Source organism: Devosia beringensis (assembly GCF_014926585.1).
Taxonomy (GTDB): domain Bacteria; phylum Pseudomonadota; class Alphaproteobacteria; order Rhizobiales; family Devosiaceae; genus Devosia; species Devosia beringensis.
The window spans coordinates 188,388-215,289 of the sequence record NZ_CP045422.1; the positions used below are offsets into that span (position 1 = coordinate 188,388).

Here is a 26,902-nt window from a genome sequence, read left to right on the forward strand (position 1 = left end):
CCATAGCCGACCTCATATCGCCGTCGCCACCGCTTCGGCGGCTTCCGAGCAGGCAACAAGGCCCTGCGCGAAAGGATAGCGCTCCATCATTACCGGGATGGACAGGCAGAATATGTCGGCCTGCGATCGGCCATCCAGGCGCAGGCGAAACTGATCGTCTTCACTCTGGCCATTGCTGCGCTTGAGCGGGTCGGCGGTGGCGAGCGCCTGGTCGAGCTGGTTGAAACCCAGGTCCGATATCGACGCCGCTTTCTGCCCGCGGGCATCGATCAGCGTGCCGAAGGTCTCCTCCCGCCCGCTGGCCGTCAGCGTGAATTCCCCCGCGCCATAGCGGATCGTGCCACCGTCGCCCAGCGCCACGATGTCGAGGCATCCGGCGCGATGGAGGGCGAGCAGGCGCAGGATGGACAGGTGCGGCACGCAGCCATAGGCGTCAGCAAAGACCGGCGCGACATGGCTTCTGAACCGGGCGAGATCGCGTCGATCAAGGAAAGGCACGATCTCGCTGAAAACCTCATGGGCGCGCATCATTGTGTAGCGCCACATCACCACGCGGCGGTCGCGATAGTCGCGCCGCGATTCATCGAGGTTTTCCGCCACGGCATCAAAGCCCTGGCGCGTCTTGCGCAGGGCGAAATAGGCCCTGGCAAAGCCTTCAGGCGTGAAGCGCGCCAAGCCCAGACTGTCGACGAAGGCGGGATCAGCGGACACCATCTGCTGTTTGAAGAGCTTCCAGGCCCTGCCCAGCAGGCCCTTCTGGCCTTCGTGGCGCAGCATGTCGAGCCGCGCCGGCGTAAAGATCATCAACGGCTCTTCGGGGATCGGGTAATAGAAGTCGGCATCGGGGACGGTGCCCTTGCGCGACGCCATGACCAGACGCAGCTTTTGCTTGGAGAGGGGCCTAAACGACAGGGCATTCTCGTCGCCGACGAAATTGCCATAACGGCTCGCCAGGCCGACAACGGCGTCGATCGCGCTGAGCGAAGACCCCAATATCAGCGCCGCCCGATCGCTGCCCAGCGCGAGATCGTGCACGGGATAGGGGGAGCGGAACAGCCCCGGCAATGGCGCGGGCTTTTCCACCTCCGTAAGATGACCGGTGGCCATGACCACGGCGTCGAAGCGGCGTCGGGCCCTGCCGCTGCGCCGCTCGATGAAGAGCGTAAACCCCGCGCCATCCGGCTTGACGTCCAGCACGCGGGTCTGGGTCTCGATGACGACGGTCTGCCAAGGGGCGCAGGCCTGCACCAGGCGCGTGAGCTGGTCGGTGTAATAGGCGCCGATCAGCACGCGCGGATAAAAGTCGCGATCGACGACCTGCTCGCGGTCGATACCAAACTTTTTCAGCAAAGGGCCGTCCGCCGAGCGGACCCAGTCGGACAGCGATACCAGGACCGGCGGAATCTCGACGGAGGTGATGTTGGCCATCATGTCCGCCGTATTGTGCTCCTCCGAATAGGGAATGCCGCAGCCGGCCACCTGTCCGGCTTCAAAAATCGTTATGTGCAGCCGGTCTGACTTTTGCAGGAGATTTTTGAGCGTATAAACGGCCGTTGGTCCGCCGCCGACCAGGGCGATCCGCTTGATTTGTGACATGTGCTCGGTACCAGAATACTGCAACGCAAGGGGTAATGCGCGACACGCCCAAAGGGATGTCGGTGAACCGCATTGTGATGATAAAAGTTCATGCCGCCGCCGCCCAGACGTTGATCAAGGGCGGCACAGGGTCGGTTCTGTCCGTCCCGTCGGCTCTTTCCCGCGATCGACATTCTTTGCCAGGCATTGGAAAAACTTATCCCCGCCCCCTAAACCTTCCTGCATACTTGCTCCATTCCCGCCATTCACGCGGCCCCGACGCAGGGTCGGGCGGGGAGGATCGGATGGAGAGGGCGCTCTCCTGCGTGGGCAGAAAGTTGGCAGCCGGACCTGCAATATTGGTACCGCCTGATACCAGACCCCCTAAGCAAGCCGATACCGTGATGGGCGGCCCTTGGCTCCCCGAGTTAGTAACTGGATTGAGTCAAAGGCCGCCCATTACCCGTGACACCGCAAGCGCAAGCCGGGCGGCGTTTCGGCGCGTCCGGTTATTACGCCCATCGACCCCGCTCAGATGCCCGGTACGATCAGGCAGCGACCGGTTTGCGCAGCACGCCCCATTGCGACAGGAAGGCCTTTTGCAGCAGCGATACCGGCTCGAACAACGGAATTTTGTCGAAATAGACGAGGTTGGAATGCGGGCTGGTGCGTTGCTGATTGAGGCCGAGCCGCTCGAGCAGCTTCATCGCCCAGTCCATGTGCGGCACCGGCGAGGTCAGCAGCAGCTGCCCGCCCGGCTTGAGCAGGTCATAGGCCTGCTGCACCAGGTCGACATGTTCAATCACTTCAAAGGCGATGACGACGTCAAAGGAAGCCGGTTGCAGGCCCAGCTGACGCCACTCGCGGATGTCGCCGACAATATCGGCCGGCGCCACCAGATCGGCCCCGACATAGTGCTGCCAGCCATTGGCGCGCAGATAGTCGCCGACCCAGCGCGAACCGCAGCCGATTTCGAGGATCCGGGCATGCTTGGGAATGGGCAGCAAGAAATGCTCGATCTTGCGGCGCTGCGCGTAGTCACTGAGTGCGGGCACCACGGTCTCCCCTTTGGTCCTGGGCAAGTGTTGGCCCCAATGTGGTTAAGATCGGCTGAATCGGCGACCTTTGCGTTTCGGGTAGCCCGGTTACGCTTTTGTGGCTGCTTGCAGGCGGTATCGCCCTGACCTATGTTCATCGTCGCGGGACGATAGAGCCCCGCAATGTTCTCAGGGCGGGGTGCGATTCCCCACCGGCGGTAAAGGCAGCAATGCTCAAGCCCGCGAGCGCTCCGCGAAGGCGGAGGTCAGCAGATCCGGTGTGACTCCGGAGCCGACGGTATAGTCCGGATGAAAGAGAACGGGACCAACGCTGGCACGCCGCGCATCCGCACCCTTTTTGGGCCGGTCGAGGCACCGGCGAGACTTCCCGTAACCCTGAGGAAACTGGTTACGGAAAGGACTTTTTATGAACCACGTTTCCTCGACTCCCCAAAATGGTGCCACGACAGGCGCCCTGTTCATGGTGGTGGCAAGCCTCGCTTTCGCCGGCACCAACCTGCTGCAATCGTCACTGCCCACCCCGGTGGAATATGGCGGCTATGGCATGAGCTCGACCGGCATGGCTTTCTGGCAATATCTCATCGCCTCGGTGCTGGCGCTGCCGCTAATCGCGCGCATCGGCATCGACAAGCTGCGCACCACACGCCCGCTGGCGCATGAAATCCGCGCCTTCGTCTCGGCGCTGGGCGTGCATGTCTTTGTCTATGGCTTCGCCTCGGGCGTGCCGATCTGGCAGATGGTCACTTTGCTGGCCACCGGCCCGCTCTTCATCATCCTCGGCTCGACGCTGTTCCTGGGCGAGCGCGCCTCCACGGCCCGGATCCTGGCGGGCCTTGTCGGCTTTGTCGGCGCCATCATCATTTCGGGCGTCGGCAGCGAGGGCCTCAGCCTGACCACACTGATTCCTGTCGCCGCCGCAGCGCTGTGGGCCACGACCGACGTGCTGACCAAATATCTGGCCCGCGAGGAATCGCCGGAAACCCTCACTATCTCGCTGCTGGTGCTGGTAACGCCCAATCACCTGCTGATCCTGCTGGCCGTCAACGCCTTTGCCTTCCTGGCGCCCGGTGCCGTGCCGGCGGGCCTCGCCACCGGCTTCCCATTCGCCCTGCCCTCGGGCAATGCGTTGTGGCTGCTGCTGCTGCTTGGTGCTCTCACCGCGGCCGCACAGTATCTGCTCAGCTATGCCTACAAGGTGGCCGACGCCACCTATCTGCAGCCCTTTGGCGACCTCAAGGTGCCGCTGAGCGGCTTGCTGGGCTGGATCGTGCTGAGCCAGATGCCCTCGGTCTGGTTCTGGCCCGGCTCGCTGCTGATCCTGGCGGCCTCGACCTTCATCCTGTGGGCGGAAACGCAGAATCGGCAGAAACTCAGTCTGGCCTGATCGACCCCGGGTCGCCGTCCGCGGCGGCCCGATTGTTCTGCTGGTGGAACGGGCGTTCGAGAAAACTTGATCCCGGCCGCGGTTTGGGGACTATGCTGGGCGCAAGACGAGAGCCCGCCATGACCCAGACCGACACCAGAGACCTTCCGCCCGAGGATTTCGAGACGCTGCGCGCCGTCATTCTCGAGCGCAGGGGCGAATTGCCCAAGCGACTGACCCAGGTGGCCGCCTATGCGCTGGACCATCCCGACGAAATCGCCTTTGGCACCGCGGCCAGCATTGCCACCTCGGCGCAGGTGCAGCCCTCGACGCTGGTGCGCTTTGCCCAGCATTTCGGCTTTGACGGCTTTTCAGGACTGCAATTGCTGTTCCGTGCCCGGCTGCGCGGCCGCACCTCATCCTATGAGGAGCGGCTGAAGACGCTGGAACAGGACGGCGCGGCTTTGGCCGAGAGCACCACGCTCTTCAACGGCTTCGTCGCCGCGGCGCACCGGTCCATCGATGTCCTCGCGGCGGCGGTCGATCCCGATGCCCTGGAACGAGCGGTGACGCTGCTGGCCCAGGCCGATACCATCTACCTGATTGCCAAGCGCCGCTCCTACCCCATCACCAGCTACATGGCCTATGCCTTTGGCAAGCTGCGGGTGAAGTGCCACCTGGTAGGCACCTCGGCCGGCATCGATGACGATATCCTCGCCATGGCCACACCGCGCGACGCGGCCTTTGCCATCAGCTTTGCCCCCTATGCCTCCGAGAGCGCGGCCCAGGCCCGGGCTTTGGCCCTGCGTGACATTCCGGTGGTGTCGCTCACCGATTCGGCGTTTTCGCCGCTGGCAGCCTGCTCGCGCGAGTGGTTCGAAGTGGTCGAGGCGGACCATGCCGGCTTCCGCTCGCTGTCGGCCAGCATGGCCTTTGCCATGGCGCTGACCGTCTCGATTGCCGAGCATAGACGGCGCAGCTAGCCGCCATTTGGTCACGAGCCTGAACGCATGATGACTGGCGGCGGCAGCAAATTCCATTGATGGAACGGGCATTCCATATTGACGCAGAGCCGGAACCTATGTTTCATCGCAGGTAACAGTCTTCCGGATCAAACCGGCAGGTCGTGGATGGAATGGGAGGACAAGAGTGAGCACTGCGCAAGCCGGTACCGGCGCAAAGACCCTCGACGTCATCACCATCGGCCGCGCCTCGGTCGACCTTTATGGCCAGCAGATCGGCACGCGGCTGGAAGACATTGGCAGCTTCGCCAAATCGGTCGGCGGTTGCCCGGCCAATATCGCCGTCGGCACGGCGCGGCTGGGGCTCAAATCGGCACTGATCACCCGGGTCGGCCATGAGCAGATGGGCCGCTTCATCGTCGAGCAGCTGGCGCGCGAAGGCGTCGAGACGGCCGGCATCGCCACCGATCCGGAGCGGCTGACGGCGCTGGTGCTGCTGTCGGTGGAAGCCGAAGGCGTCTCGCCGATGATCTTTTATCGCACCGACTGCGCCGACATGGCGCTGTCGGAAGTCGATATCGACCCGGACCTGATCGCCTCGGCTCGCGCCATTGTGGTCACCGGCACGCATTTCTCGCGGCCGCATAGTGAGGCGGCGCAGAAAAAGGCGATTGCCCTGGCCAAGGCCAATGGCGCCCGAGTCGCCTTCGATATCGACTATCGCCCCAATCTCTGGGGCCTGGCCGGCCATGATGCCGGCTTCGAACGCTATGTCGCCTCCGACATGGTCTCGCAGAAATACCAGTCGGTGCTGCCCGACTGCGACCTGATCGTCGGCACCGAGGAGGAGATCCTTATCGCCTCCGGCGCGGCCGACCTGCTCTCCGCGCTCAGGACGATCCGCTCGTTGTCCTCCGGCACGATCGTCCTGAAGCGCGGGCCCATGGGCTGCATTGTCTATGACGGCGCCATTCCCGACGATCTCGAAGCCGGCATCGTCGGCAAGGGTTTTCCCATCGAGGTCTATAATGTGCTGGGCGCGGGCGACGCCTTCATGAGCGGCTGGCTGCGCGGCTGGCTGACGGGCGAAAGCCATGCCACCAGCGCCACCTGGGCCAATGCCTGCGGCGCCTTTGCCGTGTCGCGGCTGATGTGCTCGCCGGAATATCCGAGCTGGACCGAGCTGAGCCATTTTCTGGCCAAGGGCAGCTCCGAACGCGCCCTGCGCAAGGACCCCGTTCTCAACCATCTGCACTGGGCGACCAATCGCCGGCGTGCCATTCCCGGCCTGATGGCCCTGGCCATCGACCATCGCAGCCAGCTCGAAGACATGGCGGCGGGCGATGCGCAGAAACTGGCGCGCATTCCCGCCTTCAAGGCGCTGGCGGTCAAGGCCGCGGTGCAGGTCGCCAATGGTCGGCCGGGCTTTGGCATGCTGCTTGATGACAAATATGGGCGCGATGCGCTCTTCGCCACGTCCGCCCTGCCCGATTTCTGGATCGGCAGGCCGATCGAGCTGCCCGGCAGCCGGCCGCTGCAGTTCGAGTTCAGCCAGGACCTCGGCTCGCGGCTGGTGGACTGGCCGGTCGACCACTGCATCAAGGTGCTGTGCTTCTATCATCCCGACGATGCGGCCGCGCTCAAGCAGCAGCAGGTCGAAAAACTCCGCACCGCCTATGACGCCGCCCGCAAGGTCGGCCGCGACCTGCTGGTGGAAATCATTGCCAGCAAGCACGGCGCGGTGGGCGATGACACCATTGCCCGGGCCATGGGCGAGATCTACTATGCGGGTATCCTGCCCGACTGGTGGAAGCTCGAGCCGCAGGCCTCGGCAGCGGCCTGGGCGGCGATCGATGCCGTGATCGACAGCCGCGACCCGCATTGCCGCGGCATTGTGCTGCTGGGGCTGGAAGCCAGCCATGCGGCGCTGGAAGCCGGCTTTGCGCTGGCGCGGCAGTCGCGGCAAGTCAAAGGCTTCGCCGTGGGACGGACCATCTTTGCCGCCGCCGCCAAGGCGTGGCTGGCCGGCAGCCTCAGCGATGAGGATGCCGTGGCGGACATGGCAAGTCGCTTTGGCGCGCTGGTGGCGGTCTGGGAAAAGCTGGGTACGGGCAACGCGGCCTGAGGATCGGGCCGCGCCGGTTCACGGTGATGAAACGAATACAGGCGCCCGTGGCGCCAATGACGAGGAACAGGGCGATGAGCCAGAACACCGTGCGACTGACAATGGCCCAGGCCGTGGCGCGCTTCATGACCATGCAGAAGACCGAGATCGACGGGGAGATCGTGCCGATCTTTGGTGGCGTCTTCGCCATTTTCGGCCATGGCAATGTCGCCGGCATCGGCGAGGCGCTGCATGGCGTCAAGGATACGCTGCCCACCTATCGGGCGCAGAACGAGCAGGGCATGGCCCATGCCGCCATTGCCTTTGCCAAGGCCAGCTTCCGACGCCGCTTCATGGCCTGCACCAGTTCCATTGGCCCGGGCGCGCTCAATATGGTCACCGCTGCCGCCCTGGCCCATGTGAACCGCCTGCCCGTGCTGCTGCTGCCTGGCGATGTCTTCGCCAACCGCCTGCCCGATCCGGTGCTGCAACAGGTCGAGGACTGGGGCGATGGTAGCGTCACCGCCAATGACTGCTTCAAGCCGGTCAGCCGCTATTTCGACCGCATTACCCGGCCCGAGCAGATCATGCCGGCTTTGCGCCGCGCCATGGCGGTGCTGACCGACCCGGCCGAATGCGGCCCGGTGACGCTCAGCCTCTGCCAGGACGTGCAGGCCGAGGCCTATGATTATCCCGAGAGCTTTTTTGCCGAGACGGTCTGGCGCGTGCGCCGGCCGATGCCGGATGGCGATGAATTCGCCCATGCTGCGGCGGCGCTGATCCGGGCCAAGAAGCCGGTGATCATCGCAGGCGGCGGCGTGCTTTATTCAGAGGCGACAGCGGCGCTGCGCAGCTTCGCCGAACGATATGGCGTGCCGGTGATGGAGACCCAGGCCGGCAAATCCAGTCTGCCGCATGACCACGACCTCAATATGGGTTCGGTCGGGGTTACCGGTACGGCAGCGGCCAATGCCCTGGCGGAAGAGGCCGATGTGGTGCTGGCGATCGGCACAAGGTTGCAGGATTTCACCACCGGCTCCTGGGCGCTGTTCAAGAACGATCATCTCAAGATCGTTGGACTGAACGTGCAGCCCTTCGACGCGCACAAGCATAGTGCCCTGCCCCTGGTCGCCGATGCCCGCGCCGGGCTCGAGGCGCTCAATGCGGCGCTGACCGGCTGGCAGGCCGACCCCGACTGGACCGACCGGGCCAAGTCCGGCAAGGACGACTGGCTGACCGCCGCCGACAAGGCGACTGCCTCGAGCAATGCCGAACTGCCCTCGGACGCCCAGGTGATCGGCGCGGTGCAGCGCGCGCGCGACAATGCCATCGTCGTTTGCGCTGCCGGCGGCCTGCCGGGCGAGTTGCACAAGCTGTGGAAGGCCAAGGGGCCGGGCAGCTACCATATGGAATACGGTTTCTCGACCATGGGCTACGAGATTGCCGGGGGGCTCGGCGTCAAGCTGGCGCGGCCGGATGCCGACGTCGTCGTCATGGTAGGCGATGGCAGCTATATGATGGCCAATTCCGAGATGGTCAGCGCCATCATGCTGGGCGCCAAGCTCACCATCGTGCTGCTCGACAATGCGGGCTATGGCTGCATCAACCGGCTGCAAATGGCCACGGGCGGCGCCAACTTCAACAATCTGTTGAAGGATACCAGCAATGTCACTCTGCCTGGAATCGATTTTGCCGCGCATGCCGCCGCCATGGGCGCGGTGTCGCGCAAGGTGGCCTCGCTGGGGGAGCTCGAGACTGCGCTGCAGGAAACTGAAAGCAGCGACCGGACCACGGTCATCGTCATCGACACCGATCCGCTGATTTCCACCGATGCCGGCGGGCATTGGTGGGATGTGGCGGTGCCCGAGGTCAGTGACCGGCCGCAGGTCAACGCGGCGCGAGAAGCATATGTGACGGCGCTCAAGGCACAGCGGGCGGGCTGAGGGCCTAAGCAGGGATACCCCCACCTAACCTCCCCCTGAAGGGGGAGGGACCGTGCGGTGGGTGTGACGAAATCTATCAAAGCCCCCCTATCTGTCCCTCCCCCTTCAGGGGGAGGCTAGGTGGGGGTGTACGGGAGGAGCAAAAGCATGAAAGCCAAACTCGGCATGTCGCCCATCGCGTGGTGGAACGACGATCTGGTTGAACTCAGCGATGACGTGTCGCTGGAAGAGTGCCTGCGCCAGTCGCGCTCGGCGGGCTTTACCGGCATGGAAAAGGGCCGCCGCTTCCCCGATGATCCGGAAGTGATGCTGCCCATCCTCAAGGCGGCCGATGTGACGCTATGCGGCGGCTGGTTCTCCGGCACGCTGGTGGATGAGGACCTCGCCACCAACAAGGCGCGCATTGCGCCGATGATCGAACTGTTCAAGGCCGTGAACGCCCCCTGCATCGTCTATGGCGAGGTCGGCCGCTCGGTACAGGGCGATCGCAGCAAGCCGCTGGCCACCAAGCCCAAGCTCGGCGACGACGAGATGAAGGCCTATGCAAGCAAGGTCACGGCCTTTGGCGAATGGTGCGCGGAACAGGGCATGCCCCTCTCCTATCACCACCATATGGCTGCCGTGGTCGAGACCGAGCCCGAGCTCGACGCTTTCATGAACCATTCCGGCGCTGGCATTCCGCTGCTGCTCGATGCCGGCCACTTGGCCTTTGCCGGCGGCGATGTGCTGCGCGCCATCGACAACCACCATGCAAGGATCAACCACGTGCATGTCAAAGACGTGCGCATGGAGGTGATCAACAAGCTCGATCGCTCCAAGCAGTCTTTCCTCGACGCCGTGGCCCTGGGCGCCTTTACCGTGCCGGGCGATGGGTCGCTCGATTTCGGAGCCATCGTGCAGAAATTTGCCGACTATGGCTATGAGGGCTGGTTCGTTGTCGAGGCCGAGCAGGATCCCAAGGCCAATCCACCGTTGCGCATGGCGCAGGTGGGGCACAAGGAACTGATGCGCGTCATGTCGGCGGCGGGCTACACGGTCGAGACAATGGGCTTTCCCAAGGGGTGAAACCGAGGGCCCGCCTGTGCTAAGCAGGGTGCAGTGCAGCGCAAACTGAAGGCGAATTGGCTTGAAAGAAAATGAAGTAAGCTGGTTCCGGCCGCTCTGGCGCCGGGTCGCGGTCACCGTGTTCCTGGCCATCTGGCTCGCCTGGGAGCTGATCTGGACGCAGGACCAGTTCTGGGCCTTCCTGGTGGGCGCGGCGCTGCTCTATTCGCTCTACAATTTCTTCTACGCCTTTCCCAAGGAGGAGCCCGTCAATGTCCAGCCACCTGAAGCTGCGCCAACGCCCGACAGCAAAGACGGGCCAGGTTCATAATATCACGCCGGCTTCGGCTGGCTGGCGCCATGTCGGCTTTGCCCTGCACAAGCTGGCATTGGGCGAGGCGGCCGATGGCGATGCCGGGATCAACGAGCTCTGCCTCGTGCTGGTCAGCGGCAAGGCAAAGATCAGCGTCGACGGCGTGGAGCTCGGCGAGATCGGCGAACGCATGAGCCCGTTCGAGGGCGCGCCCTGGGCGGTCTATGTGCCAATGGGCAGCGAATGGGAGGCCGAGGCCACCACGGCGCTGGAACTGGCCGTCTGTGCCGCGCCCGGCGGCGGCAGCCACACCGCGCAGGTCATTCCGCCTGACCGGCATAAGCAGATCACCCGTGGCAAGGGCGCCAATGTGCGCCACGTGCACAATATCATGCCCGAGGACGACGGCGCGGCCAATGCGCTACTGGTCGTGGAAGTCATCACCCCGCAGGGCAATACCTCCTCCTATCCGCCGCACAAGCATGACCAGGACAACCTGCCCCATGAGAGCGAACTGGAAGAGACCTATTACCACCGGCTGAACCCGCCACAGGGCTTTGCCATGCAACGGGTCTACACCGATGACCGGAGCCTTGATGAGGCGCTGGTGATCGAGGATGGCGACGTGACGCTGGTGCCGAAGGGCTATCACCCTGTCGCCACCGTGGCCGGCTATGACCTCTATTATCTCAACGTGATGGCCGGCCCAAAACGAGTGTGGAAATTCCACAATGCGGCCGAGCATGAGTGGCTGCTGAAATAACCAGCCCCCACCCGGCCTCCCCCTGAAGGGGGAGGGGCTGCCTGGTGCTTGTATTCGATCACACCAAAGCCTCGATGCGGTCCCTCCCCCTTCAGGAGGAGGATAGCTGGGGGTCACCGCCCCTGAAACACGCTCTTGTCGGCCAGGGCGCCGGTGATTTCGCTGACCTTGACGGTGCGGCTTTCCTTGACCGACTTGAGTGCGGCTTCGGCCAAAGCCAGGGCGATCAGGCCGTCGATGCCGCTCGGCGAGGCCGGAGATTTTGATTCCACAAAGTCGATGAAGCTGCTGATTTCGTGGGCATAAGCGTCGAGGTAGCGGGTCATGAAGAAGTCATGCAGCGGCGGGCGGGTATAGCCGCTGGCATTGGCGACCTCGATGGAGACCGGGCGCTGGTTCTCGGCCGAGACGGCGCCCTTTGAGCCGTGCACCTCGATACGCTGGTCATAGCCATAGGTGGCGCGGCGCGAATTGGAGATGGTGGCGTGCTTGCCCGTGGCGGTCTGCAGCATGACCGAGACGCTGTCATAGTCGCCGGCCGTGCCGATGGCGGGATCGATCAGCACCGAGGCCTGGGCGGTGACCGACTCGATCTCCTCGCCCAGCAGGAAACGCGCCATGTCGAAATCGTGGATGGTCATGTCGCGGAAAATGCCGCCCGAGCGCTTGATGTAATCCACCGGCGGGGCGCCGGGGTCGCGCGAGACGATGGTGACCATTTCGACGGTGCCGATCTCGCCCCGGTCGATGACATCGCGCACGGCCATGAAATGGGGATCAAAGCGGCGGTTGAAGCCGACCATCAGCGTGCCGGCTTCGGCGTCGACGACCTTGAGGCAGGACTTGACCCGCTCGACGTCCAGATCGATGGGCTTCTCGCAGAAGATGGCCTTGCCGGCCCGGGCGAACTGCTCGATCAGATCGGCATGGGTGTCGGTCGGGGTGCAGATGACGACGGCGTCTATGTCGGAGGCTGCCAGGATCTCGGCAACGCTGCGCACCTGGCAGCCATACTGGCTGGCGAGGTCGCTGGCGGCCTGGTCAAAGGCGTCAGCCACGGCAACCAGGGTCGCGCGGGGATTGGACGACACGGCCTTGGCATGCACCTTACCGATGCGACCGGCGCCGAGCAGGCCGAAACGAACAGTCATGGAAAGTCTCCTCAAGATAGAGCGCGATGCAACACGTGCACCGGCGTGGTGTCAATATGGAACGTACGTTCTATTTGCGCGGAGGCTTCGTGCCATGCGGGCGTAGCCCTTATGGCCTTGAACGCTCAAATCGCTGCACTGCAGCGATTTGCCCTGCGGGACGCGTTCAAGTCTCGCGGGCGCGCTCGAGGATGCGCTTGCACTCGAGCAGTTCGCGCATGACGTCGGAGAGCTTGTTGCGGGAGTCGAGGTCGAGGTTGGGGCTGGCCAGCATGATGGCGTCTTCGAGCTCGGCGGCGTCGCCGGCGGCCTCGGCCTCTTCGATCATGGGCAGGATATCATCGATCGACTTGCCCTCGCCCACGGCAATGACATAGCGGCTGCCCTGATCCTTGAGGATGCGCTGCACGCCCTTGATGGTAAAGCCCTGATCATAGAGCAGATGGCGGATGCCGCGCAGCAGCAGGACATCGTCGGGACGGTAATAACGCCGGCCGCCGCCGCGCTTGAGCGGCTTGATGGTGGCAAAGCGGGTCTCCCAGAAACGCAGGACGTGCTGGGGCAGGTCCAGTTCCTCGGCAGCTTCGGATATGGTTCGGAAGGCGTCTGGCGACTTGTCCACGAAGGCTGAGACTCGCTGGATAGCTTATTTCCCAGAGACAACCATAGATTTGTTGATCTTGGACTTCAACACGTTGGACGGTTTGAACACAAGAACCTGTCGCGGCAGGATGGGCACCTCTTCGCCGGTCTTGGGATTGCGGCCGATGCGCTCGTTCTTGGAGCGAACCTGGAAGGAGCCGAAGGAAGAGAGCTTCACATTGGCACCGGTGATCAACGCATCCCCGATCAGTTCAAGAACCCGCTCGACCAATTCGGCCGATTCAGTTCTGGACAGCCCGACCGTGCCATAGACCACTTCGGCAAGATCTGCCCGCGTTACCGTCTTTTGCGTCATTCGAAACCCCGTGTTGTCCGCAGAGCCGCGTTTCCCATGACGCCAGCGTCCATGACACCGCCGCGCAAGAGTGCCGGAAGCGCAATCCTGGTTGAGATCGCGCTAATCAGCAGAAACCCGTCAATCCGGTCAGCACCGTGGACTGCACAAACCCCTCATACAGCCCGTTGCGGCGCCTTATCCTCCACCAGAAAACGACACTAACGCCTTGAAACACCTAAGGTCAACACGCTCAGACCCTGCCTACCAGCGGATCAGGGAGGCGCCCCAGGTGAAGCCGCCGCCCATGGCCTCAAGCATGACGAGATCGCCCTTCTTGATCCGGCCGTCGGCCACGGCCACGCTCAGCGCCAGGGGGACGGAGGCGGCCGATGTATTGGCATGCTCGCTGACGGTCATGATGACCTTTTCGGGCGGCAGGCCGAGCTTGGCCCCTGCCCCTTCGATAATGCGCTTGTTGGCCTGGTGCGGCACGAACCAATCGAGGTCGGCCACGGTGTAGCCGGTCTTTTCGAGCGTGGCATAGACCACATCGGTGATCTTGCCCACGGCGTGGCGGAACACTTCAGGCCCCTGCATATGCACATGGCCAGTGGTGCCCGTGGTCGATGGGCCGCCATCGACATAGAGCTTTTGCCAGTGGTGACCATCCGAGCGCAGCGCGGAGGCCAGGATGCCCTGTTCGGGCGCGTCGTCATCGAGCTCAAGCTTTTCCAGCACCACGGCGCCGGCGCCGTCGCCAAACAGGACGCAGGTGGTGCGGTCGGTCCAGTCGAGCAGGCGCGAGAAGGTCTCGGCGCCGATCACCAAAGCGCGGGTGGCGAGGCCGTTCTTGATATAGCTGTCAGCCGTGGCCATGCCATAGACGAAGCCCGAACAGACGGCCTGGAGGTCGAAGGCCATGCCGTGATGCATGCCCAGCTTCATCTGCACCAGCGTGGCGGCAGCCGGGAACGTATAATCGGGGGTGGTGGTGGCGACGATGATCAGGTCGATGTCGTCGGGGGTGACACCCGCATCGGCCATGGCCCGTTTGGCGGCCTCGACAGCCAGGTCGGAGGTGAACTGCCCCTCGGCGGCAATATGGCGCTCCTTGATGCCGACCCGTTGCTGGATCCACTCATCGGAAGTGTCGACCATGGTGGCCAGTTCAGCATTGGTGAGTATCTTTTCAGGCAGATAGCCACCGACACCACGGATAATGGAACGCGTCTTGGTCACGCCGTTACGCCTCGGATTCTGAGTCAATGGCGGCAGGGGCCGCCTTGATGGGGAATTGCTTCATGGTATCGTTGATCTTCTCGATCAGATTGCTGCGGGCCATTTCGTAACCCAGCGACAGCGCGCTCTTGTAACCGACTTCATCAGTACCGCCATGCGATTTGATGACGATGCCGTTGAGGCCCATGAACACGCCGCCATTGACGGTGCGCGGGTCCATGCGGCGGCGCAGCGCATTGAGCGCTGAGGTGGCAAACAGGGCGCCGATGCGGCTCATCAGGTTGGATTTGAGCGCCGTGCGCAGGTAGGAGCCGACCTGACGGGCTGTGCCTTCGGCTGTCTTGAGCGCGATATTGCCGACAAAACCCTCGGTAACGACGACGTCGACCGTCCCCTTGCCGATGTCATCGCCTTCGACAAAGCCATGATAGGTAAAGCCGGCGCCGCTGGCCTCGGTCAGCATGCGCCCGGCTTCCTTGATCGATTCAAGGCCTTTGACTTCCTCGGTGCCGACATTGAGCAGGCCAACTGTGGGCGAGGCATGATTGAAGAGGCACCGCGCCAGCGCCGAGCCCAGAATGGCATAGTCGACCAGCTGGCGCGCATCGGCGCCAATGGTGGCGCCCATGTCGAGCACGACGATGTCGCTGCGCAGGGTGGGCCAGATGGCGGCGATGCCCGGGCGGGAAATGCCCTCCATGGGGCGCAGGCAGAAGGTGGCCATGGCCATCAGCGCCCCGGTATTGCCGCCGGAAACGGCGACGCCCGCTTCGCCATCCTTGACGGCCTGGATGGCCATCCACATCGATGAGGTGCCCCGGCCCTTGCGCAAGGCCTGGCTGGGCTTTTCATCCATCGCGATCACCGTCTCGCAGTGGCGCACCGTCGAAACCGGCTTGAGGGCCGGATATTCTTCGAGCAGCGGGGCGATCAGTTCCTGGCGTCCATGAAAGAGGAAGCAGGCATTCTTGTGCTGCTGGAACAGCAGGTGGGCGCCGTGGACGACCGCGCGGGGAGCATTGTCGCCGCCCATGGCATCCACTGATAGTGTAACTGTTTCGGTCATTTCAGCCCGTTTTCCGCCTGATCGGCCGGCATGCGAACATAGCCCATCGCGGACTCGGTGCAAGCCCCGGCACTGTTGCTACCGGTCAATGTCGGTGGACTTCTTGAGTTTCGTCAGGGCGGCGAAGGGCCCCGAGGGCTCGCCATCGTCGTTGAGGCCCAATGACTCCAGGCTTTCGCCGGGCCGACGTGGATAGGGATCGATGGCCAGAGCAATGGTTTCGATCAGCAGCGCGCTGAGATCGACTTCAGGACCGTCGATGTGGTCGGGGAAATCGTCGTCCTCGAGGTCGACGAAGATCTCCGAGCCCGGCGTGGGCACGTTCTCGGTGCTGGCCGGGAGAAACACACGGTCCACCACCTCGTCAATGTCCTGCACCACCGGTTCAAAGGACACCACAGATGCCTGTACGATGCGGGCCGTCAGATGGCCGAGCGCCCGGATACCACCACGTAGAGGCGTGACGGTCAGCGATGCCTGCATGGCTTCGACCGCCTGGACATTGAGAATTTTGGCCAGTTCGGCCCGAGCGGCCGCGTCCGGCGCCACGTCAACCGAACGGCCGGCGGATGGCAGGCGGTCCACACGCACGATGGCGTCAATAATGGGGGTATCGGACTGGCTCATAGCGGGCTCACAAACTCAATGGTGCCATCGGTGATGGCCTCGGCGGATTGACGGGCAATGGCCGCGTCCTGGCGCAGCAGATATTCAGCCATGGCGCTGACTTCGGCCTCCTGGCTGTCGGCAAAGACGTTGCGCGCCAAAACCGCCTGAAGTGCGGCTGGATCGTTGCGATCCATGGCTTCGGACAAGGCTGCCAGCAGCCCGAAAAACACATTGCCCATCTTCTGGATGCGCTTGGGGACTCCGAGGTCTCCCACCCCCATCTCGCGCAGGGAACGATCCATATCCTTGAAGAACAGGTCGAATACCGCCTGGCTGAAATCCTTGCCGGCGCCGGGCTCGCTGCGCAGCCGGCGGAACAGCAGCGCCATGTGCAGGCTGATCATGTCAAACCGGCCGGTCACCGTATCGGGCACGTGCCAATCAGCATAGAAATGGGGTTGCCGGGATTGCGCCACAATGGCGCTATAGACGGCGTAAACCGGTTCAGTTGCTGTATTCTTGCGGAACAGGTTCATTATCATGGGGTTGCGCTCAGCTTCGTGATCGGCCTAACACAAGGGCACAACGGCCCTTGGGACCATTGCCGGCTTGCCAGACAGGCAGGTTGGCAGCTACACATTCCGGCGGTTGAAGCATTGCCGCCTTGCAGTCGTGCCTATAGTCGAGAGCCATCGGGAAAGTCAAATTCATGCCACTGCGTACCGTTCACGGTTCACTCGCGCCCCTCGCCGCTGCTGTCGTTCTCGCGGTCGCCCTGGGCGCCTGCAGCAGCAGCACATCGCTGATCAATGCGCGGACACAGGGCTACGAAATTTCCGACAGTGCCCAGGCGCAGATACGCAACGGCCAAAGCCAGGAACTGGTGACGCTGGTGCTGGGCTCCCCGCAGTCGACCAATACATTCGGTGACCAGACCGCCTGGTACTATGTCGAGACCAAGGTACGCCAGACCGCGTTCGGCCTGACGATGATCGATTCGCGTACCGTGCTGGCGATCTATTTTGACAAGAACGGCAAGGTGGTCGACAAGGCCGTCTATTCGCTCAAGGACGGCAAGACGGTCACCATCGAAACGCGGCGCACCCCGTCGTTCGGCGAAGATCGGACCTTTATCGACCAGATCCTGCAGTCCTTCTAGGCCGCAGACCCATACAATTTTGAAGCCCCGGGAAACCGGGGCTTTTTGCTTTTGGAGACCCGATGCAACACAACACAAAGCAGCACAAAGCCATTGCCAGCTGGGCAGCGGACTGCGCCGAACGCGTCCTGCCGCTCTTCGAGGCCGCCAAGCCGGGCGACTCGCGCGTCAAGGCCGCGATCTCGGCAGCGCGCCGCTGGGCCAATGGCAAGATTACCCTGGCCGACGCCCGCAAGGCAGCCATTGCCGCCCATACGGCGGCACGTGAAGCTGGCACCCCGGCGGCGCGAGAGGCGGCACGGTCAGCCGCGCACGCTGCAGCGACAGCGCATATTCCAGGCCATGCGCGCAACGCGGCCAATGCCGCCGTCAAGGCTGTGGCGGCTGCAGGCGGCGATGATGTGGCAGAAGAGAGCTGGCAGGACGAAAACGTACCGATGCCCGATTAGGCGAGACGCTCAGCGCGTCTCTTTGAGATCGGAGCCAGCTTCGCGGGCAATGGCATCGAGCGTGCCATTGACCAGGCCCGATGCGTCGTCCTCGTAAAAGGCCTTGGCGATGTCGACATATTCGGTGATCACCACGCGCGGCGGGATATCCTGGCGGCGCAGCAGCTCAAAGGCGGCCGCCCGCAGAATGGCGCGAAGCGTCGCGTCGACCCGCTCTACCGGCCAGCCATCGGCCAGGGCCCGGTCGACTGCGGGATCAATTTCAAGCTGATGCTTGGTGACGCCTGACACGATCTGGCGAAAGAAATCGGCATCGGCGGGCAGGTATTGCTCGCCCTCGATCTCGCGGCCCAGATGAAAGCTGCCAAACTGGGCCAGCGTATCCTCGAGCGAGGCGCGGCCAATGTCCATCTGGTAGAGCGCCTGCACAGCCGCCAGGCGGGCAGCGCCGCGCTGGTTGGCCGGCTTGTCACTCTGGGGATTGCGCTTGGGGGCATCAGCCATGGAATGTCACTCTGTTCGTTCCGGGATGCAGACGCCGGGCGGGAAGGGCCAACCCCATAGTCGCCCCGGACGGGAACATCAATAGAATTGGCTGGCAGCTTCTATTCGGGACGTCGAAAAAAGGTGAGCGTATCGGTGCCGTGGGTCTGTTGGCCACGCTCAACCAGGCCGGCGGCCTGGATAAGGTCGGCAATCTTGCCGCTGCTGGCCGCTGCCGGACCGGTATTCGGAGCTGCGCTGCTCCTGATCAGGCCGAAACAATCAATCAGGCCGGCGAACAGCAGGGCGGCCGTGAGGCGGGCACCCGGTTCGACCAGCAGGTTTTGAATGCCCTTGCTGGCCAGGGCGCCCAGGCTGGCGGCCAGGTCGGGACGCCCCCTTGAACCCTTGACGCGCAGCACCTCAACCGAGACCGGGGCGTCGACGCTGGCGTCGTTTTCCGCAATGATTGCCGTGCGATGGCCGGAAAACCTGCCAATCAGATTCACGCTACGATCGGCGCCTTGTGCGCCCGCCAGCACGACGCGCAGGGGTGTGCGTGCCGTCAGTCCCGGGAGGGCAACAGCCAGTTGCGCCTGCTGGGCACGGGCAGTGGCCGCACCGACCAGCACCGCGCTGGAGCGGGACCGCTGCAGGTCGATCCAGTCACGCGCCATGCCGGTGGTGGCCGTGACAATCTTTTCCTCGGGCGAGACGACGAGCATCGCCGTCACATAGGGCCGCGCCTTGATGTGCTGGCGCAAATGGCCGGCATGCAGGGCGGCGGAGGGAGCATGGCTGGCCAGGACCACTTCGATGCCTGCAGATTCGAGGCGCTCGATGCCGGCTTTGGCTGCGCGGGGGTCCGGATCGACAACACCAATGACGACCCGCATCACGCCGGAGCGGACAATGGCATCGGCGCAGGGCGGCGTGCGGCCCCAATGGTGGCAGGGCTCCAGCGTGACATAGAGGGTGGCTCCGGCGGCTTCGAAGCCGGCGCTTTCCAGCGCCAGGGCTTCAGGATGCGGGCGGCCGCCCCGCGCGGTGACGGCGCGGGCGATCAGGGTCTGGCTGCGCGGTTCGACGACCAGGGCCGCGGCGCAGGGATTGTCGGCGGTGGTGCCCAGAAACGGCGTCGCATACCGCACGGCAGCATCGAGCCAGCGCAGGTCTTCAGCGGTTGCCTGGGTCAATCGTCATCGCGCAGGGTACCCTGCCCTTCCGCCAGCTCGGCCAGAAAATTGCGGAAGTCATCGGCAGCGGAAAAATTCTTGTAGACCGAGGCGAAGCGGACAAAGGCGACGTCATCGAGGCCCTTGAGGCCGTCCATGACATATTCGCCGATCTGGTCGGAGGTCACCTCCACGTCACCCAGGCTCTCGAGCTGGCGGACGATGCCCGATATCATGCGCTCGATGCGATCGGGTTCAACAGCCCGCTTGCGCAGGGCGGTATAGACCGAGCGCGCCAGCTTTTCGCGATCGAAGGGCACCTTGCGGCCGCTCTTCTTGACCACGGTCAGATCGCGCAACTGCACCCGCTCGAAGGTGGTGAAGCGGCCGCCGCAGCCATTACAGACGCGGCGGCGGCGGATGGCCCCGGAATCCTCGGTGGGCCGGCTGTCCTTGACCTGCGTGTCGTCATTGCCGCAATAGGGACAGCGCATGGTTTTCCCTTACAGACCGTAGATCGGGAAGCGGTCGGTGAGGCTTTTCACCTTGGCACGCACCTGCGCTTCAACGGCACCGTTATTGTCGTCGCCGTTTTCCTTGAGGCCATCGAGTACTTCGATGATCAGCTCGCCAATCAGCTTGAACTCGGCTTCGCCGAAGCCGCGCGTCGTACCGGCAGGCGTGCCAAGACGAATGCCTGAGGTGATGGCCGGTTTTTCCGGATCGAAGGGCACGGCGTTCTTGTTGCAGGTAATATGGGCGCGTTCGAGTGCCTGCTCGGTTGCCTTACCGGTGAGACCCTTGGGCCGAAGGTCGACCAGCATCAGGTGATTGTCTGTGCCCTGGCTGACGATATCGACACCGCCCTTGACCAGTGTTTCGGCCAGCACCTTGGCATTGGCGACAACCTGGCGGGCATAGGCCTTGAAATCGGGCTGCAAGGCTTCCTTGAAGGCCACTGCCTTGGCCGCGATCACATGCATCAACGGACCGCCCTGGATGCCCGGGAAAATGGCCGAGTTGATCTTCTTGGCAATGGCTTCGTCATTGGTCAGGATCAGACCGCCGCGCGGGCCGCGCAGCGTCTTGTGGGTGGTGGTGGTGGCGACATGGGCATGCGGGAACGGGCTGGGATAGACGCCACCAGCGACGAGACCGGCCACATGGGCCATGTCGACGAACAGAATGGCGCCGACCTCATCGGCGATGGCGCGGAAGGCGGCCCAGTCCATGATGCGCGAATAGGCGGAGAAGCCGGCGATGATCATCTTGGGCTGATGCTCAAGGGCGAGGCTGCGCACCTGTTCCATATCGACCAGGCCGTCCTGCTTGCGCAGGCCGTACTGGATGGCGTTGAACCACTTGCCCGACTGATTGGGCTTGGCGCCGTGGGTCAGGTGACCGCCAGCGTCGAGCGACATGCCCAGAATAGTGTCACCGGGCTGGATCAGCGCCTGGTAGACGCCCTGATTGGCCTGCGAGCCGGAATTGGGCTGCACATTGGCATAGTCGACGCCGAACAGCTGCTTGGCGCGCTCGATGGCCAGGGTTTCGGCAACGTCGACATACTGGCAGCCGCCATAATAGCGGCGGCCGGGATAGCCCTCGGCATATTTGTTGGTGAGTACCGAGCCCTGGGCTTCAAGCACAGCCCGGGAAACGATGTTCTCCGAGGCGATCAGCTCGATTTCGCCCTGCTGGCGCGCCAGCTCGTCGCGCATGGCGGCAGCCAGTTCAGGATCGGTCTGATTGACCGAGCTGGTGAAAAAGTCCGGAAAGAGCGGAAGTGCGGTGGCGGCGCTCATGGAACAAGTACCTCGAAACGGACGAAAAATGCGGGCGTGATGCAGCCTTTATCACGGGGCGAAGTGCGATTCCAAGGCCGGGAAAACTGAGATCGGTGCATGCGGGCTCCCTGTGTGCAAATGGGTGCCCAGGCGAGCGGCTCTACAAGGTTCGCGTTCCCCGATGGTTCCCCATCTCTTCTCGCCAGTCGCGCGAACAGCCCAACTATGCCGCAGAAGCGCCGTGAGCGAAAGAGACTTTGCGTTGGGCTCAAGCGAGTTTTCCAGCGGGCCGAGCCGGCGGCGGCGGGGTGGTGCCGAGCTTTTTGAGCAGCTTGGCCAGCGCCAGTTGCTGCATCTGCATTTTGGTAGCGGATACCGGCGTGATGACAATGACCTCGATACCGGTATCGGCATCGATGGCCGCAACCCGCATCTGCCGGCCGACCTGCGAGAATTCAAAATAGACTTCGCCCTGCCCCATACCGGCACGATAGCAAGATTCGGCGGGCCGCCAACAGAAAAGCGCCCTCCGTTGGGAGGGCGCTCAATGTCGCGGCGAAGACAAGGGGCTCAGGCTTCTTCGAAGCTGACCTTGCCCTGCTCGTCGAATTTGTAGACGTCGTCGCGGAAGCTGACGGTGCCCTGGCGATTGGCCCAGGCCGTAATGTAGGTGGTGTGCAACGGCACGCGGGCCTTGCACTCGACATCGAGGCGCTGGTTGGATTCGAACTGGGCATCGACCTTGGTGATGTCCCAGTCGCCATTGTCACGCAGCAGCCAGTTTACCAGCTGATTCACGCCTTCAACGCGGACGCAACCGGACGAGTGGAAGCGGGCATTCTCGTCGAACAGGGCCTTGGACGGCGTGTCGTGCAGGTAGCAATCATAGGGATTGAAGAAGTTGATCTTGCAGTGGCCCATGGAATTTTCGGCGCCGGGCTCCTGGCGATACATGTAGTTGATGGCGTTGCCCAGATTGTTCCAGTCGATGGTGGCGGGCGAGATTTCGGCGCCGCTGCCGTCATAGATATGGATGTTCTGCTTGGCCAGATATTCGGGATCTTCTTTCATGTACTTGGTCAGGTCGCGTTCGACGAGCGACTTGGGCACATGCCAGTAGGGGTTGAAGTTGATCTGGCTGACCTTGCTGGCCATGATCGGGGTGGCGCGATCGACGCGGCCCACCACGGCAGTATGGCGCTGCTCGACCATGCCGTCACTGACGGCTTCGATGGTGGCGGCCGGAATATTGACCACGACATAACGCGGGTTCAGCTTGGGGGCGAGCGCCTGAACGCGTGTGTAATTGAGATAGAGCTGCTGCAGGCGCTGCTGAGCGGGGACGGCCATGGCGTACCAAGTGGCTTCATCCACCTGGCCGGTGATGTTGAGACCGTGGCGGGCTTGGAACTTGCGGACGCCGGCATCGGTGGCCGCGTCGAAGACGTCGTTGACGTTCTCGACCATGGCCATATCGCCCGAGGAAATCAGGCGGCGCTTGAGGGCAATCACGGCCTTGGTGGAATTGCCCAAGGTGAGGGTATAGGCCTCCTGGGGAATCTCTTCCCAACCGCCGGCGGCGACAAAAGGCTCGTACTGGGCGATGGCCATCTGCAGATTGTAGACCGTATCGAACGACAGGATCGGCTCATTGGTAGCGATCAGCGCTTCGGCGGCCATGGTATTGCCGCCCTTGTCGGCGTCCCGCAGCACGCGATTGCGATCGAACAAGTCGAATATCGACTCGCCCTCTTGCGCGCGCAGGGCAGTTGGCAGGGCCAGACTAGCCCCGGCCATGGCCGTGTACCGGAGGAGAGAACGTCGATTGAGCCGCATTAATTCACCCGATTCTGTCTGATGGCCGAAGCAGAAGCACTTTTACCATTCCGCTCCAACTGTCACAACGCGCTCAAACGCATGTGAACCAGGTCAGCTGTTAGTTTCTCTGGCGACGCGGGAAATGGTTGTTGAACCACCTACCCCGATTTGCTTGAGTTTGCGGCAGAAATGAGAACGCCGGCCCATGGGACCGGCGTTTGCAAATCAATGTGGCAGGCCAGCAACAGGTGCTGCTGCGCGAGCCTAGAGCTTGTAGAGGATCTGATCGACCCAGAAGCGTTCCAGACGGGCCAGCGCCTTGTTGAGGCCGTCGAATTCGTCGTCGCCAAGACCACCGACCTTATCGATGGACTTGAGGTGGCGATCGTAGAGCTCGTCGATAACTTCAGCCACTTCTTCGCCCTTTGGGGTCAGCTTGATGCGGACCGAACGGCGGTCGGAACGCGAGCGCTCCTGGAAGATGTAACCGGTCTCGACCAGCTTCTTGAGGTTGTAGGACACGTTGGAGCCAAGATAGTAGCCCCGCGAACGCAGCTCGCCAGCCGTCAGCTCGGCATCACCGATGTTGAACATCAGCAGTGCCTGGACCGGGTTGATGTCGTCCCAGCCCATGCGGTCGAACTCGTCCTTTATCAGGTCGAGCAGGCGGCGGTGCAGGCGCTCGACCCGGGAAACAGCCTCCATATAGAGCGGCTTCAAGCTCTTGGAGCCTTCTGGGGTCAGGGCCTCAGCTGCGTTGGATTTGAATGCCATGGTAGCCTCACTGTTTGCAGTCTGCGCGATTTTTCGCATCTCATGAGCCTAAACTACCGTGGCCTTTCTAAGATCGCCCTAAGCAGCGTGATTAAGAGCATCTTACTGGAATGCAATGAGAATTTGGCTTTATTCTTCGTTACACCGGTAGAGGATTCTGTAACCTTACGGGGGTGTGAACGCGTTTGAAGCAATTGCAGCCATGGTCGTTCAGTCGGCTGCGCCAGCCCGGCGAATGCGGATGCTGAGGACGAAAATAATGATGATCGAGGCTAGCAATACCAGCCGCACGGCAAAGCCGATGGCACTCATGTCGACGTCGCTGCTGCCCATCAGATAGAGCGCCAGTTCGACACTGGTGGCGCCCACCAGCAGCACTGCACCCCAACTGGCCTTGATCCAGAGGCCGACCGCCGCGAACAGGCGCGCCAGGGCAAAGATGGCCAGATAGACAAAGCCTGTCATGCCCATCGTCGTGATGGGACTGACGGAACCGAGATTGACGCCGAGCAGACGGGCGGCATCGTTGAGCCCCAGCATCAGGCTGATGATGGCGACGATGCGGATATAGATGCCGATTGGGGAAGCGTTGAAATCCATCGTGGTTTTCTATCCGTCCGGAGGGGTTGCGACAAGCCGGTGCTTGGAGTGGCCGCAGGCCCCTGATAAACCCCCTGCAATACAGGAGACGATGATGGCCGAGCAGTGGCAGAAGCACGACATGGATTTTCTCGGCGGGCAGCGGCTGCGCCGCACGCGGCGGACGGCGTGGAGCCGGGCCATGGTGCGCGAAACCACATTGACGCCGTCCGACCTGATCTGGCCGCTCTTTGTCATCGAGGGGCATAACGAGAAGACCGCCATCCGCACCATGCCCGGCGTACAGCGGCTGAGTGTCGATCTCTGTGTCGAGGCAGCGCGGCAGGCGCGCGATGCCGGCATTCCGGCGCTGGCGCTGTTTCCCAACACGCCTGACCATCTGCGCAGCGAGAACGGCGCCGAGGCCTACAATCCGGATAATCTGATGTGCCGGGCGCTCAGCGCCATCAAGAGCGCGGTGCCCGAGATCGGACTGATCGCCGATGTGGCGCTGGATGAGTATTCCAGCGATGGCCAGGACGGGCTGGTGCGGGACGGCGAAATCCTCAATGACGAGACCGTTGCGGTGATGATCAAGTCGGCTTTGGTGCAGTCCAAGGCCGGTGCCGATATCATTGCGCCCTCCGACATGATGGACGGCCGAGTCGGCGCCATCCGCGCAGCACTCGACGACAATGGCTTCGAGCAGACCCAGATCATGGCCTATGCCGCCAAATATGCGTCGTACTTCTATGGACCGTTCCGCGAAGCGGTCGGTTCGGGCAGCCGACTCCAGGGCGACAAGCGCACCTATCAGATGGACTATGCCAATTCCGATGAGGCCATGCGCGAGATCGAGCAGGACATTGCCGAGGGCGCCGACAGCATCATGGTCAAGCCCGGGCTGCCCTATCTGGACATCGTCCGCCGCGCCAGGGACAGCTTCAACATTCCCATCTACGCCTATCAGGTGAGCGGGGAATTCGCGATGATCGAGCTGGCCGCCGCCGCAGGGGCGATCGATCGCAAGGGCTCGATCCTGGAAAGCCTGCATGCCTTCAAGCGGGCGGGCGCCAATGGCGTGCTGAGCTATTTTGCGCTCGAGGTCGCCCGCGACCTGGGCAAATAAGCGGCATAGGCGTCGGGGCCGGATAACCGGGCAGGATTTTACATCCGGCCTCTTGCGCTGGCCCCTTGCCATGACAATGTTTTGATCATGAACCAGACCGATACGCTCCGCCCTGCCCTGCCCGACCCGCAAAGCGCCCCCGAACTGTTCGAGGGCCTACTGACCCGGCGCGTTGCCGCATTCTGCGTCGACCTCCTGGTGATGGGCGCCATGATCCTGGCCTTTTCCCTGGTGGGGCTGATTGCCGGCTTCCTGACCTTCGGCTTGGCATGGCTAGCCCTGACCCTGGTCGTACCGGCGACCATCGTGCTCTATTATGGCATTACGCTGGGCTCCCCCAAGCGGGCGACCTGGGGCATGCAGGCCATGGATATCGTGCTGACGCCGACGCGCGGGCAGCCGCTGGATGGCTGGATGGCCATCATCCATGCCGGCGTGTTCTGGATCACGACCTGGATTTCCTGGCCGGTGTCGCTGCTGTTCGCGCTGTTCACGCCGCGCCGGCAAATGCTGCATGACCTGATCACCGGCACACTGATGCTGCGACGGTCGCCGATGGAGCGGCACTGGCGCAATCATTCGGCGCGGACCAACGAGGCATATTGAACCGTTGCCGCGGGTGATCGGGGGGCGTACAATCCCCTGATCGCACTCAAGGGTCTCGGATGACCGACCAGACGCCCGACACCACCCAGCTGTTCCTGACTGCGGCCATGCCCTGCCCCTATCTGCCGGGCAAGCAGGAGCGCAAGCTGTTCACGCACCTGACCGGAAGGCGGGCGGCACACCTGCATCACCTGCTCAGCGAGAACGGCTTCCGGCGCAGCCAGAACCTGATCTACCGGCCGGCCTGCGAAGGCTGCAATGCCTGCCAGTCGGTGCGGATCGTGGCAGATGCCTTTGAGCCGTCCAAGCGCTATCGCCGGGTGCTGCGGACCAATGAAGACATCAGCATCGAGGTGCGCCCCACCGTGGCCACCAGCGAACAATATGAGCTGTTCAAACGCTATCTGGAGTCGCGCCATGCCGGCGGCGGCATGACGCAGATGAGCTTTGTCGACTACGAATACATGGTGGAAGACACGCCGGTGCAATCGGTGCTGATCGAATACCGGCTGCGCGACGACCCCGAGCAGAGGCTGGTGGCGGTGGCCCTGACCGATGTCATGCCGGACGGGCTTTCCATGGTCTATTCCTTCTACGATCCCGACCTGGCGCACCGCAGCCTGGGCACCTTTCTCATTCTCGACCACATTGCCCAGGTGCGTTCGGCGGCGCTCGACTATGTCTATCTTGGCTATTGGGTGAAGGATTCGCCCAAGATGGCCTACAAGGTGCAGTTCGCGCCGCTGCAGGTGCAACGCGGTCCGCTCGGCTGGTGCCTGCTGGACTGACGGCGCCATCTTTGCGCCACACCTC

Annotated in this window: 29 protein-coding genes and 2 riboswitches; of the genes, 12 read left to right on the forward strand and 17 right to left on the reverse strand. The window is 63.1% G+C overall.

Going from position 1 to position 26,902, the window contains the following annotated elements; translation table 11 throughout:
• Positions 1-12: 12 nt before the first annotated feature.
• Positions 13-1,596 carry an FAD/NAD(P)-binding protein gene (locus tag GDR53_RS01020; protein WP_193336278.1) on the reverse strand — a complete coding sequence of 528 codons (1,584 nt, stop codon included), beginning with the start codon at positions 1,594-1,596 and terminating at the stop codon, positions 13-15.
• A 527-nt stretch (positions 1,597-2,123) separates the two neighbouring features.
• Positions 2,124-2,630, reverse strand: a complete 507-nt coding sequence (locus tag GDR53_RS01025; RefSeq protein ID WP_193336279.1) for a class I SAM-dependent methyltransferase — start codon at positions 2,628-2,630, stop codon at positions 2,124-2,126.
• Positions 2,631-2,793: 163 nt separating this feature from the next.
• A riboswitch (FMN riboswitch) is annotated at positions 2,794-2,937 on the forward strand.
• A gap of 102 nt (positions 2,938-3,039) precedes the next feature.
• Here GDR53_RS01025 and GDR53_RS01030 point away from each other — a divergent pair.
• From GDR53_RS01030 to iolB, 7 genes are all read left to right on the forward strand, one after another.
• Entirely contained in the window at positions 3,040-4,017 is a 978-nt protein-coding gene (locus GDR53_RS01030; RefSeq protein ID WP_193336280.1) for a DMT family transporter, read from the forward strand.
• A gap of 119 nt (positions 4,018-4,136) precedes the next feature.
• Positions 4,137-4,979 carry a MurR/RpiR family transcriptional regulator gene (locus GDR53_RS01035; RefSeq protein ID WP_193336281.1) on the forward strand — a complete coding sequence of 281 codons (843 nt, stop codon included), beginning with the start codon at positions 4,137-4,139 and terminating at the stop codon, positions 4,977-4,979.
• Positions 4,980-5,145: 166 nt separating this feature from the next.
• Positions 5,146-7,083 (forward strand): bifunctional 5-dehydro-2-deoxygluconokinase/5-dehydro-2-deoxyphosphogluconate aldolase, encoded by a 1,938-nt coding sequence (locus tag GDR53_RS01040; RefSeq protein WP_232846689.1) that lies wholly within the window; start codon positions 5,146-5,148, stop codon positions 7,081-7,083.
• Positions 7,084-7,157: 74 nt separating this feature from the next.
• Positions 7,158-9,005: a 3D-(3,5/4)-trihydroxycyclohexane-1,2-dione acylhydrolase (decyclizing) gene (gene iolD, locus GDR53_RS01045; protein WP_193336282.1), complete on the forward strand. Its 1,848-nt coding sequence runs from the start codon at positions 7,158-7,160 to the stop codon at positions 9,003-9,005.
• 147 nt (positions 9,006-9,152) lie between these two features.
• The gene (gene iolE, locus GDR53_RS01050) at positions 9,153-10,070 is read left to right on the forward strand and encodes a myo-inosose-2 dehydratase (protein ID WP_193336283.1); all 918 of its coding nucleotides are present in this window, start codon (positions 9,153-9,155) and stop codon (positions 10,068-10,070) included.
• A 61-nt stretch (positions 10,071-10,131) separates the two neighbouring features.
• On the forward strand, positions 10,132-10,380 hold the full coding sequence (locus GDR53_RS01055; RefSeq protein WP_193336284.1) for a hypothetical protein: 249 nt from the start codon (positions 10,132-10,134) through the stop codon (positions 10,378-10,380).
• Positions 10,322-11,125, forward strand: coding sequence for a 5-deoxy-glucuronate isomerase (iolB, locus tag GDR53_RS01060; RefSeq protein WP_193336285.1), 804 nt, complete (start codon positions 10,322-10,324; stop codon positions 11,123-11,125). Before GDR53_RS01055 ends, iolB begins: the two co-directional genes overlap by 59 nt.
• Before the next feature lie 113 nt (positions 11,126-11,238).
• Here the strand turns inward: iolB and iolG are convergent, their stop codons facing one another.
• The 7 genes from iolG to GDR53_RS01095 form a co-directional block, all read right to left on the reverse strand.
• Complete coding sequence (gene iolG, locus GDR53_RS01065) at positions 11,239-12,276, reverse strand: inositol 2-dehydrogenase (RefSeq protein ID WP_193336286.1); 1,038 nt, start codon at positions 12,274-12,276, stop codon at positions 11,239-11,241.
• 166 nt (positions 12,277-12,442) lie between these two features.
• The gene (locus GDR53_RS01070) at positions 12,443-12,898 is read right to left on the reverse strand and encodes a MerR family transcriptional regulator (RefSeq protein WP_193336287.1); all 456 of its coding nucleotides are present in this window, start codon (positions 12,896-12,898) and stop codon (positions 12,443-12,445) included.
• Between the two features lie 24 nt (positions 12,899-12,922).
• Entirely contained in the window at positions 12,923-13,234 is a 312-nt protein-coding gene (locus GDR53_RS01075; RefSeq protein ID WP_193336288.1) for an integration host factor subunit alpha, read from the reverse strand.
• Positions 13,235-13,477: 243 nt separating this feature from the next.
• Positions 13,478-14,455 carry a beta-ketoacyl-ACP synthase III gene (locus GDR53_RS01080; protein ID WP_193336289.1) on the reverse strand — a complete coding sequence of 326 codons (978 nt, stop codon included), beginning with the start codon at positions 14,453-14,455 and terminating at the stop codon, positions 13,478-13,480.
• 4 nt (positions 14,456-14,459) lie between these two features.
• The gene (gene plsX, locus GDR53_RS01085; RefSeq protein ID WP_193336290.1) at positions 14,460-15,521 is read right to left on the reverse strand and encodes a phosphate acyltransferase PlsX; all 1,062 of its coding nucleotides are present in this window, start codon (positions 15,519-15,521) and stop codon (positions 14,460-14,462) included.
• A gap of 78 nt (positions 15,522-15,599) precedes the next feature.
• The gene (locus tag GDR53_RS01090; RefSeq protein WP_193336291.1) at positions 15,600-16,148 is read right to left on the reverse strand and encodes a YceD family protein; all 549 of its coding nucleotides are present in this window, start codon (positions 16,146-16,148) and stop codon (positions 15,600-15,602) included.
• On the reverse strand, positions 16,145-16,672 hold the full coding sequence (locus GDR53_RS01095; protein WP_193336292.1) for a ubiquinol-cytochrome C chaperone family protein: 528 nt from the start codon (positions 16,670-16,672) through the stop codon (positions 16,145-16,147). The genes GDR53_RS01090 and GDR53_RS01095 overlap by 4 nt, the downstream gene beginning before the upstream one ends.
• 167 nt (positions 16,673-16,839) lie before the next feature.
• Here GDR53_RS01095 and GDR53_RS01100 point away from each other — a divergent pair, with 167 nt between their 5' ends.
• Positions 16,840-17,289 (forward strand): outer membrane protein assembly factor BamE, encoded by a 450-nt coding sequence (locus GDR53_RS01100; RefSeq protein WP_193336293.1) that lies wholly within the window; start codon positions 16,840-16,842, stop codon positions 17,287-17,289.
• Between the two features lie 62 nt (positions 17,290-17,351).
• Positions 17,352-17,738: a putative immunity protein gene (locus tag GDR53_RS01105; RefSeq protein WP_193336294.1), complete on the forward strand. Its 387-nt coding sequence runs from the start codon at positions 17,352-17,354 to the stop codon at positions 17,736-17,738.
• 9 nt (positions 17,739-17,747) lie between these two features.
• Here GDR53_RS01105 and nusB read toward each other — a convergent pair whose 3' ends face one another.
• The 8 genes from nusB to GDR53_RS01145 form a co-directional block, all read right to left on the reverse strand.
• The gene (gene nusB, locus GDR53_RS01110) at positions 17,748-18,242 is read right to left on the reverse strand and encodes a transcription antitermination factor NusB (protein WP_193336295.1); all 495 of its coding nucleotides are present in this window, start codon (positions 18,240-18,242) and stop codon (positions 17,748-17,750) included.
• A 101-nt stretch (positions 18,243-18,343) separates the two neighbouring features.
• Entirely contained in the window at positions 18,344-19,417 is a 1,074-nt protein-coding gene (gene ribD / locus GDR53_RS01115; protein ID WP_193336296.1) for a bifunctional diaminohydroxyphosphoribosylaminopyrimidine deaminase/5-amino-6-(5-phosphoribosylamino)uracil reductase RibD, read from the reverse strand.
• Positions 19,414-19,890, reverse strand: coding sequence for a transcriptional regulator NrdR (gene nrdR / locus GDR53_RS01120; RefSeq protein WP_193336297.1), 477 nt, complete (start codon positions 19,888-19,890; stop codon positions 19,414-19,416). Before nrdR ends, ribD begins: the two co-directional genes overlap by 4 nt.
• 9 nt (positions 19,891-19,899) lie before the next feature.
• Positions 19,900-21,201, reverse strand: a complete 1,302-nt coding sequence (gene glyA, locus GDR53_RS01125) for a serine hydroxymethyltransferase (RefSeq protein ID WP_193336298.1) — start codon at positions 21,199-21,201, stop codon at positions 19,900-19,902.
• 119 nt (positions 21,202-21,320) lie between these two features.
• Positions 21,321-21,403: riboswitch (ZMP/ZTP riboswitch) on the reverse strand.
• A gap of 48 nt (positions 21,404-21,451) precedes the next feature.
• The gene (locus tag GDR53_RS01130; RefSeq protein WP_193336299.1) at positions 21,452-21,664 is read right to left on the reverse strand and encodes a DUF6898 family protein; all 213 of its coding nucleotides are present in this window, start codon (positions 21,662-21,664) and stop codon (positions 21,452-21,454) included.
• Positions 21,665-21,753: 89 nt separating this feature from the next.
• Entirely contained in the window at positions 21,754-22,980 is a 1,227-nt protein-coding gene (locus GDR53_RS01135) for a L,D-transpeptidase family protein (protein ID WP_193336300.1), read from the reverse strand.
• Between the two features lie 285 nt (positions 22,981-23,265).
• Positions 23,266-23,775, reverse strand: coding sequence for a transcriptional regulator LdtR (ldtR, locus tag GDR53_RS01140; RefSeq protein WP_193336301.1), 510 nt, complete (start codon positions 23,773-23,775; stop codon positions 23,266-23,268).
• Positions 23,776-23,985: 210 nt separating this feature from the next.
• Complete coding sequence (locus GDR53_RS01145; protein WP_193336302.1) at positions 23,986-24,375, reverse strand: hypothetical protein; 390 nt, start codon at positions 24,373-24,375, stop codon at positions 23,986-23,988.
• A gap of 94 nt (positions 24,376-24,469) precedes the next feature.
• Between GDR53_RS01145 and hemB the strand changes: the two genes are divergently transcribed.
• The 3 genes from hemB (at position 24,470) to GDR53_RS01160 (ending at position 26,877) form a co-directional block, all read left to right on the forward strand.
• On the forward strand, positions 24,470-25,483 hold the full coding sequence (gene hemB, locus GDR53_RS01150; RefSeq protein WP_232846690.1) for a porphobilinogen synthase: 1,014 nt from the start codon (positions 24,470-24,472) through the stop codon (positions 25,481-25,483).
• 87 nt (positions 25,484-25,570) lie between these two features.
• Positions 25,571-26,089 (forward strand): RDD family protein, encoded by a 519-nt coding sequence (locus GDR53_RS01155; RefSeq protein ID WP_193336303.1) that lies wholly within the window; start codon positions 25,571-25,573, stop codon positions 26,087-26,089.
• Between the two features lie 59 nt (positions 26,090-26,148).
• On the forward strand, positions 26,149-26,877 hold the full coding sequence (locus GDR53_RS01160) for an arginyltransferase (RefSeq protein ID WP_193336304.1): 729 nt from the start codon (positions 26,149-26,151) through the stop codon (positions 26,875-26,877).
• Positions 26,878-26,902: the final 25 nt, after the last annotated feature.

Excerpts from the sequence above, each read along its gene's own strand:
- GDR53_RS01020 (WP_193336278.1), bottom strand. The coding sequence starts at position 1,596 with ATGTCACAAATCAAGCGGATCGCCCTGGTCGGCGGCGGACCAACGGCC.
- GDR53_RS01030 (WP_193336280.1), top strand. The coding sequence starts at position 3,040 with ATGAACCACGTTTCCTCGACTCCCCAAAATGGTGCCACGACAGGCGCC.
- GDR53_RS01035 (WP_193336281.1), top strand. The coding sequence starts at position 4,137 with ATGACCCAGACCGACACCAGAGACCTTCCGCCCGAGGATTTCGAGACG.
- iolD (WP_193336282.1), top strand. The coding sequence starts at position 7,158 with ATGAGCCAGAACACCGTGCGACTGACAATGGCCCAGGCCGTGGCGCGC.
- iolE (WP_193336283.1), top strand. The coding sequence starts at position 9,153 with ATGAAAGCCAAACTCGGCATGTCGCCCATCGCGTGGTGGAACGACGAT.
- iolB (WP_193336285.1), top strand. The coding sequence starts at position 10,322 with ATGTCCAGCCACCTGAAGCTGCGCCAACGCCCGACAGCAAAGACGGGC.
- iolG (WP_193336286.1), bottom strand. The coding sequence starts at position 12,276 with ATGACTGTTCGTTTCGGCCTGCTCGGCGCCGGTCGCATCGGTAAGGTG.
- GDR53_RS01075 (WP_193336288.1), bottom strand. The coding sequence starts at position 13,234 with ATGACGCAAAAGACGGTAACGCGGGCAGATCTTGCCGAAGTGGTCTAT.
- plsX (WP_193336290.1), bottom strand. The coding sequence starts at position 15,521 with ATGACCGAAACAGTTACACTATCAGTGGATGCCATGGGCGGCGACAAT.
- GDR53_RS01090 (WP_193336291.1), bottom strand. The coding sequence starts at position 16,148 with ATGAGCCAGTCCGATACCCCCATTATTGACGCCATCGTGCGTGTGGAC.
- GDR53_RS01095 (WP_193336292.1), bottom strand. The coding sequence starts at position 16,672 with ATGATAATGAACCTGTTCCGCAAGAATACAGCAACTGAACCGGTTTAC.
- GDR53_RS01100 (WP_193336293.1), top strand. The coding sequence starts at position 16,840 with ATGCCACTGCGTACCGTTCACGGTTCACTCGCGCCCCTCGCCGCTGCT.
- GDR53_RS01105 (WP_193336294.1), top strand. The coding sequence starts at position 17,352 with ATGCAACACAACACAAAGCAGCACAAAGCCATTGCCAGCTGGGCAGCG.
- nusB (WP_193336295.1), bottom strand. The coding sequence starts at position 18,242 with ATGGCTGATGCCCCCAAGCGCAATCCCCAGAGTGACAAGCCGGCCAAC.
- nrdR (WP_193336297.1), bottom strand. The coding sequence starts at position 19,890 with ATGCGCTGTCCCTATTGCGGCAATGACGACACGCAGGTCAAGGACAGC.
- glyA (WP_193336298.1), bottom strand. The coding sequence starts at position 21,201 with ATGAGCGCCGCCACCGCACTTCCGCTCTTTCCGGACTTTTTCACCAGC.
- GDR53_RS01130 (WP_193336299.1), bottom strand. The coding sequence starts at position 21,664 with ATGGGGCAGGGCGAAGTCTATTTTGAATTCTCGCAGGTCGGCCGGCAG.
- GDR53_RS01135 (WP_193336300.1), bottom strand. The coding sequence starts at position 22,980 with ATGGCCGGGGCTAGTCTGGCCCTGCCAACTGCCCTGCGCGCGCAAGAG.
- ldtR (WP_193336301.1), bottom strand. The coding sequence starts at position 23,775 with ATGGCATTCAAATCCAACGCAGCTGAGGCCCTGACCCCAGAAGGCTCC.
- GDR53_RS01145 (WP_193336302.1), bottom strand. The coding sequence starts at position 24,375 with ATGGATTTCAACGCTTCCCCAATCGGCATCTATATCCGCATCGTCGCC.
- hemB (WP_232846690.1), top strand. The coding sequence starts at position 24,470 with ATGGCCGAGCAGTGGCAGAAGCACGACATGGATTTTCTCGGCGGGCAG.
- GDR53_RS01155 (WP_193336303.1), top strand. The coding sequence starts at position 25,571 with ATGAACCAGACCGATACGCTCCGCCCTGCCCTGCCCGACCCGCAAAGC.
- GDR53_RS01160 (WP_193336304.1), top strand. The coding sequence starts at position 26,149 with ATGACCGACCAGACGCCCGACACCACCCAGCTGTTCCTGACTGCGGCC.